The organism is Ruegeria sp. AL1 (assembly GCF_056540905.1).
Window position 1 is genome coordinate 68,938 of sequence record NZ_JBQFXP010000016.1, and the last position, 7,300, is coordinate 76,237.

General features: G+C 53.6%; 5 protein-coding genes. 2 read left to right on the forward strand and 3 right to left on the reverse strand.

Annotated elements, in window-relative coordinates:
- Positions 1-4 precede the first annotated feature (4 nt).
- A complete protein-coding gene (locus ACRZ9X_RS21150) occupies positions 5-1,741 on the forward strand; it encodes a Mur ligase family protein (protein ID WP_480522076.1) in 1,737 nt (578 codons plus the stop codon).
- A 623-nt stretch (positions 1,742-2,364) separates the two neighbouring features.
- Here ACRZ9X_RS21150 and ACRZ9X_RS21155 read toward each other — a convergent pair.
- The 3 genes from ACRZ9X_RS21155 to ACRZ9X_RS21165 all read right to left on the reverse strand — a co-directional run bounded on the left by ACRZ9X_RS21155 (position 2,365) and on the right by ACRZ9X_RS21165 (position 5,720).
- Entirely contained in the window at positions 2,365-3,111 is a 747-nt protein-coding gene (locus ACRZ9X_RS21155) for a hypothetical protein (RefSeq protein ID WP_480522078.1), read from the reverse strand.
- A gap of 102 nt (positions 3,112-3,213) precedes the next feature.
- A complete protein-coding gene (locus ACRZ9X_RS21160; RefSeq protein ID WP_480522080.1) occupies positions 3,214-3,951 on the reverse strand; it encodes a hypothetical protein in 738 nt (245 codons plus the stop codon).
- A 95-nt stretch (positions 3,952-4,046) separates the two neighbouring features.
- The gene (locus ACRZ9X_RS21165) at positions 4,047-5,720 is read right to left on the reverse strand and encodes a sulfatase-like hydrolase/transferase (protein WP_480522082.1); all 1,674 of its coding nucleotides are present in this window, start codon (positions 5,718-5,720) and stop codon (positions 4,047-4,049) included.
- 277 nt (positions 5,721-5,997) lie between these two features.
- On the opposite strand from ACRZ9X_RS21165, the gene ACRZ9X_RS21170 reads away from it, so the two are divergent.
- Positions 5,998-6,954 carry a helix-turn-helix domain-containing protein gene (locus ACRZ9X_RS21170; RefSeq protein ID WP_480522084.1) on the forward strand — a complete coding sequence of 319 codons (957 nt, stop codon included), beginning with the start codon at positions 5,998-6,000 and terminating at the stop codon, positions 6,952-6,954.
- Positions 6,955-7,300 lie beyond the last annotated feature (346 nt).

The following is a 7,300-nucleotide window of genomic DNA, read 5'->3' on the forward strand; positions in this document are numbered from 1 at the left end:
CCCGATGGATCGCATCGAAGAGCTTGAAACAGCGTTGACGATTGTCAGTGCAAGCGCGGACAATCTTCGTGTTGATGATGCCCGGCGCTTGACCGGACCCGGTTTGTTATGGGATCGCCCGGGCGCAGTGATCGACGTATTCTGCGATGATGCCACGCGCGAGATGATTGCGCCGTTGTGGGCTCGTCACGCCCGGCGGGTTTTGGACGCGTTGGGATGGCAGGACCAAAACCACATCCTGCGCCAATTTGAAGGCGGCGTGAACATTGCCATTTCGGCCCCGATGGACCAGCTCTATTCGTCGATTTTCGCGGCGCAGACCGCGTGGCACTTTTGTGCAGCCGACATATTGGATCAACCCGCGGGTGATTTTGACAACATGATCGCCGACATAAAATCCGTGATGGCGAAAGAGGCGAACCCGCCCTTGATCGATTTGATCAACGCCGCGCATGCCCATGGTATCGATATCCTGTGTGACGATGACGAGATTTCGATTGGCCATGGCACCGGCTGTCAAATCTGGCCGGTCGATGCCTTGCCCGCACCTGATCAGGTCGACTGGACTGCACTGCATGATGTGCCTGTTGCCTTTGTCACTGGAACAAATGGCAAAACGACCACAACCCGCCTTTGTGCGGCTATTGCCGCAACTGCGGGACTGACCGCAGGATTGACCTCGACCGATTTTGTACGCGTTGGGGACCGCATACTTGATCGCGGTGACTATTCCGGTCCCGGCGGTGCGCGCATGTTGCTTCGCGATCCACGACTCGAGGTTGCCATTCTCGAAGTTGCCCGCGGCGGCATCCTACGGCGCGGTCTGCCAACACGCCGCGCAAAGGTTGCCGTGGTGACCAATGTAGCCAACGATCATCTGGGACAATATGGCGTGAACACAGTTCCCGAACTGGCGCAGGCCAAATTCGCAGTCCATCGAACCCTGGCCGAGGATGGCGTGCTCGTCCTGAATGCGGATGATCCCTTCGTGGTCGCCGAGGCCGAACACGCCGCCGCTACAACTTGGTGGTTCGCGCTAAATCCCGATAATTCAAAAGTTCGAACAGCCCGAGACCAAGGCCATCCCTGCGCGTACATGACCCGCGAAATGTTGATGTTCTTTGACGGAACAACCGAACATGCCGTGACATCGGTTCACAATGTTCCCATTACGATGGATGGTGCGGCAAAGTATAACATTTCCAACGCGCTGGCCGCCTTATGCGTCGCAAAAGCGTTGGATCTGGACGCACGGGACATCCAAGCCGGTCTGGCGAATTTCAAACCCAACGCACAAGATAACCCCGGACGCTGCAACGAATTCACGCATAACGGCGCCCGTGTTTTCGTGGATTTTGCACATAATCCACACTCAATTGCAGCAGTCTGCGATGCGATGTCCGCTATTCCGGCCAAACGCCGCTTTATCATGCTCAGCCATGCCGGGGACAGGTCCGATCAGGACATACACGACGTTACCCTGACCGCGATGGGTTTCAAACCCGACGTAGTGGTCGCTGTCGAGATGGAGAGCTACCTGCGTGGTCGAAGCCTTGGTGAGATTCCAGCCTTGATCCGTCAGACCGCAATCGGTGCAGGACTGGCGTCTGACAGCGTCATTGACGCGCGTTCTCCAACGGAAGCCGCGCAAATGATTTTAGAGCAGTTACAGCCTGGCGATCTCGCTCTGTTACTCGTTTTGTCCGAGCGCGATGCGGTATTCGAGTTACTGCTGGATTGATCCTGATCGTTTTGACAGTACCGGGGAGCCACTGATGAGTATTTTACTGGTGTCCTACCTGTTATGTTGACCACCCCGGAACGAACGAGGCTGTCTTCTCGTAGCTTACGGCTTTGCACCTCTGGCGTTCAGGATATGAGCCTGACGATGTGAAGTCGTTAAGCAATTGATCCAGTGGATCACTTGTAGTCTGAACGGGCTGTATTGAGATTTTCTGACGCTGGTTGCGGGAGGGCGCAACCACCATTGCCGAACGCAATTGAGATGTCAGGTTTAGTCGCCAAGCGGACGTCATCGTCGCTAATACTAGACTTCCGCTGTGCGGGACTTTGCAGACATTCACTTTTTGAGCTTTGCTTAGGCAGCAATCACCACTAGAGCAACGCCCTCTTTTTCGCTATGCAGCTCTAGCCCACCCGAAAGCAGTCATTCGAGAGTTTTGATAAAACAAATTCGAGACCGCACTTGTGCTGTTGTCACGCCCGGCAATCCACACGATGACTTTTGGCATCGCCGAACGGATCGACATCTGATGAACAGCTCAACTGTTCACCAATCCGAAGCGGTAGTCTGTCCGCAATTCAGAGTTGGACCGTATCGAACTGCAATCGGGCATACGCAGTCTAAAAGAAATACTTTAACCCAAAATACGGCCCCTGCTGCGTGACGTCATATGCGAAGTCTCCCGTGCTGAGTGTGTCGCTATAATCAATACTGAAATACCGATAGCCGAACGTCAGAGCGGCCTTTTCCCAGGGTTGGTAGTCGAAGCCCACGTTGGCCCCTATCTGCAAATCGTTTCCTCCGGCGCCGAACCCGCCCAATTCCAGAGAAGCGATGGAGGTCCATTTATCGTTCAAGCGCCACATGCCCCTTGCGCCCACGACAGGTTCTATCCAACCTTCATCGCCACCCAAAACCGGAAGCGTCATAGGGCCAGGGGTTGTAATTGAGATTTCCTGTCGGATCGAGTTGAAGCGCACACCGCCTTGAATATCGACAGTGTATCTTTGATTTTTTCCCCCGTAAGTCCCGTCCGCAACGCGATACGCAGCGAGGATGCCAAACCATTTTTGTCGGACGTCAACATTTACATCTGCGTTCAGTGGCCCCGGTAGGCTGGCATCTTGTTCGATGCCGACATAATTCGCATCAACGATGATACCGAAATCACCTTTCCATGCCTCGTACCGGCCTGCTGCTGCAAAATCCAGAACGTCGAGAACATCTCCCAGGTTCAAATCCAACTCAGCGGATTGCCCAGCGACCGTTGAGGTTCCCCGAGTGCGAAGCGGAGTAAACAGGTAGAATGATGCGGCGTGACGCCAATTTGCTTCGTCCTTTCCAGGGGAAGGCAGGGATTGTGCCAAAACGGCCCCGGGAAAGGTCAAGAGGGACGCAGAAAACAAAAGGCTGAACAGGGTTCCGGACCTTGGCATAGATGATCTCCACCGAAGTTGATTGAGGATGTATTAGTAGTTGAACCGCAGGCCCAGGCCCGCACCTTTGTCGTAAGGGCGGTCGGACCCAATACCGATGAGAAAGTCGGCATAAATCGCTATTCCGGGGCTGAGGTTCTTGCCGATCTGCAACTCAGCGGTCGCTGGCCAAGCATCGTTTTCCCAGTCATATGGCGCTTTGATATCAGCCTTGGCCCAATACCCGTCGCCAAACGGTTGCAGCGCAATTAATCGCATTGCGGTTTGGCTGATGTCGGTCGGGCCATTGTACGAAGCAAAATGCTGGAGCAAGGGGATCAGCGTCAGCCCTGAATTTGTGTTTGCGAAGGCGAACCCGCCAAAAGGCGCAATTTGATCGGACCCGGTTCCAATCCCTTTTTCCGGGTCGCCAAGGTCCAGTATCCACTCCAGACCAATGGCCGACTTGATGGCCCATGTGTCGTTGAGCGGCCTCTGAGAAGGAAAGTAGATCGCTTTGAGGCTTGCTTTTTCGAAGTCAGAGAACCGCGTTCCGGTCGCATCCGTTGAGTTATAGTGCAACTCATATTTCAGTTTCAGATCAGGCCGCAGCATGTAGGCACCATCGATAAAGGCGTCCTGTCGATCAGCGCCATTGCCCAGATCAAAATACTGATACCGGATGTCCGTGTTGTTTACGGCGGCTAAAGGGTTTGAAGCGTTTTCGTCTGCCATTGTATGGGTCGCGACAATGGCAGTTGCCAATGCAAGGGCAAGCGCTTGGAGTTTCATACTGTTCCCATGATCTTTGATGTAGATGTCAAACCCCGCGTTGAGTGCATCGTTTTGAAACGCGGGGTTTGCGCGATTTGTGCGGGAGCCGCCTATTATTCGGGCTGAATGTCCCGTTTGGCGACAAAGGCATCCACCGCTGCGACAGTTTCGGGACGAAGGTTCGCGATACCTTCATAGGGGCGTCCCGTTGCGGCCGGTTGATCGGGGTACATTTCCTTGAATTTCAGATGGCGGGCAATGATGCGGTTGAACTCATGACCTGCCCACGCGCCGATCTCGGTCGATACGCTCTGTTCTTCGCGAGGATCTCGGAACAGGTTGTAGAACTTAGCTACGATGGCGTTTTCGCCTTTGGCCGGAACCTTGAGCTTGATGTGCTCCTTGACCACCTCTTTCAGCGAGTTGATCGAGTAGATCAGCACATGATCCCGCCGCCCATGCGTATCGCCAAGAAACATCAAGGACGTCTGATCGACACCATCAATGATCCGGTCGCGCGGAATGGCATCCATCGCTCCACCAATACGTGCTATCGATGTGAACAAGTCAGAGATGTGAATGATGTCCGATACTATCGAGTCTCCCTCGATCAGGCCGGGCAGGCGGGCAAACGCGTCCACCCGAACACCTCCCTCAGAGGTATCGGCCTTGCCGCCGCGGAAGACCAAAGGTGAAAACCCACTGCCGGGAGCATATTTGGTGAAGTGACCGTTATCGCCCATCAAAACGATCAGAGTATTGTCTCTAAGCCCAAGTGTGTCGACTTCCTCAAGAATGACACCGATCCACTCATCCAGCTCTTCCATGCTTTCCACGAATGTACCGCCGTTGGGTGTCGTGAACGCCTCTTTCGTAGTGCGCGTTGTCGACAAAGGTACAAGTGGCCAGTATTGCAGGAAGAAAGGTTCATCCCGCTCTGCAAGCAGGCGTAGCTGCTCCATCGCCTGCGCCTGGTAGCGGATGTTCATTTCATTGTATTTGTCCTGGGTCCATTTCTCACCCGGTTCCATATGGACTTCGCGGACGTCCCCACCAATAACAGCTTCAAGGCCGGTAATCATGTGTCCCGGATCAGGGCGAAACCAATCATCCAACGTGTATTTGGAGTTGTAGTTGTCTTCCCCAATGGCCATGGTGATTTCTTCCTTGGCTGCATCTTCGTTGAAGATGGCCAACTGGCCCTGCTGATGGATGGGGAACGCCGCGTAGTCAAAGCCCTGATAAGTAGGCCAAGATTCCTGAATGTCGCCCATGTGCCATTTGCCAACATGCGAGGTGTTGTAGCCTGCGGATTTCAGAACTTCGGCAATTGTGACTTCTTCATCAGCAAGGCCAAAACCCGAAATATCGACGGCGGTATCGCCCATCCCATTGCGATACGGCTGGCGACCCGTCATGAAGGCCACGCGCGACGGGGTGCAGGACGGCTCAGTGTACATGCGCGCGAACCGCATGCTTTCTTCTGCCAGCGCGTTGATATTGGGAGTCGAATACCCGCGTATGGCGTTCATCTCGGGCATACCCATGTCGCCAAAACCCATATCGTCAATCAGGATGTAAAAGATGTTTGGAGGGTTCCCTCCGTTCTTCTCACGAAAATCGGCCAGCAGTTGATCAACCTGTGCGTCGTTCTCGACCCAAACGGCCTCGTTTTGTTGCTTTAGCACATAGTATTCCGCATCATGCACGATGTTGCTGTCCTGAGCTGCCGCCGTGAAAGCGGACCCGGCAAAGACCAGCGTGGAAAGGAACAGTTTTGACTTCATGAGATACCCCTGTTTCATGATTTATGTGTTTTCAGACCTTCAAGGATCAGGTGGTGGCAGTAGGTCGAGAGGGAGAGTTCGCTGTCCTCAGCCTGAGAGCGCAACAGATCTTTTTCGCTTTTGGTGAGGAGGGTTACGACACGCTCAGTGCGCGCTATGTCATCAGGCAAAGATGGACGTCCAAACCTCTTTTCCCCCGATTTGACTACCTTGCCTTGCAATTGCCTAAGCCTACGTTTGCGAGATAACATTGCATGACAATTACGTGAGCGGCGGAATGGACCACATCAAAAAACGATCAGATGAGGGAAAAACCTGCGCTCCAAATACACTTTTATTGCAGGATCCTTCGCAATTCCGTGAGCTTTCCCAGTGGGATGTCGAACTACGCCAACTTGAAAAAGGAAGCATGAATTCGAGGGTATCCGTTTGGGCCGGGGCTGGCCTCCAGATGATAGATTTGTCGTTTGACAAAGCCGTGTACCAAACAGGAGTATCTCGTCCCGACATTCTGGCGTTTGGCTTACCAGACAAGGGGAGTGTACGGACTTGGCTAAACGGCTACCCCTCAGACACCGCTCTGATGAATTTTGGTAGCGGAGACCCTTTTGAAGGCGTGAGCAATTCAACGCTCACAGGCCTGACCTTTGGCATCGACATACGAAGGGCTGAACGGATCGCCGACGATTGCGGCCTTGATATCAGCACCGTTCGTAAAAACGCTTCGCGTTCTTTCGTGGGTGACGCCGGCAGACTTCATTCTCAGATCAAAAACAAAGCGCGTTTTCTCATAGGGTCCGAGACAGGCCCCAGCTCTGAAGGTGAAGAGAGCGATCTGATCCTAGAGCTTCTGGAAATGTTAGTGAACGACGAGAATTGGAGTGATAGGGGCAACAGCAAGAACAGAACCCGCTTGGCGCAAAAGGCCGTTGAATTCATGCGTGCCCATCTGATGGACGACGTTTCAATTGGCGAAGTATGTGCCGACACTCAGGTTTCCGCATGCACATTGCGGCGCGCCTTTCAGGAAACATACGGGGTAAGTCCCAAGCAATTTTACCTAAGGGCCCGTCTCGGTGCTGTGCGCCATGAACTGGTATCCTGCTCGCCAGAGCAGAGTATATCGGACATAGCAAATGCCTTTGGGTTTTGGCACATGGGGCAGTTTGCACGGGACTACAAGGCATTCTTCGGGGAACTGCCGACACAAACGTTGTCAGGCAAAATGAACTGAATCAGAGCTTGGTATCAGTCTTTGGTGTAACGTTTCTGCTAAGCTATTGCAGTTGCGGAGCCAATGTCAGATTTCATCGGTTGAAGACGTGCCCGATCTGCGGATCATGTCCGATGACCTGTGGAACGCTGTGAAGGCACGACAGGAAGAACTGGCAGGGTTACTTGCGTTGGGGGCGTCCCAGAATGAACAAAGCCGCCCGGGGGCGGCTTGTTCGACTCTAATGGTTGCGGGAGCAGGATTTGAACTTGCGATCTTCAGGTTATGAGCCTGACGAGGTTTGATCGTTAAGCAAACAGTCCGGTGGACTGTTTGTGGATCGAACGGGCTGTTTGGATTTTGGTTG

Coding starts and splice junctions, on each gene's coding strand:
- ACRZ9X_RS21170 (WP_480522084.1), top strand. CDS start 5,998: ATGGACCACATCAAAAAACGATCAGATGAGGGAAAAACCTGCGCTCCA.
- ACRZ9X_RS21160 (WP_480522080.1), bottom strand. CDS start 3,951: ATGAAACTCCAAGCGCTTGCCCTTGCATTGGCAACTGCCATTGTCGCG.
- ACRZ9X_RS21150 (WP_480522076.1), top strand. CDS start 5: ATGGATCGCATCGAAGAGCTTGAAACAGCGTTGACGATTGTCAGTGCA.
- ACRZ9X_RS21165 (WP_480522082.1), bottom strand. CDS start 5,720: ATGAAGTCAAAACTGTTCCTTTCCACGCTGGTCTTTGCCGGGTCCGCT.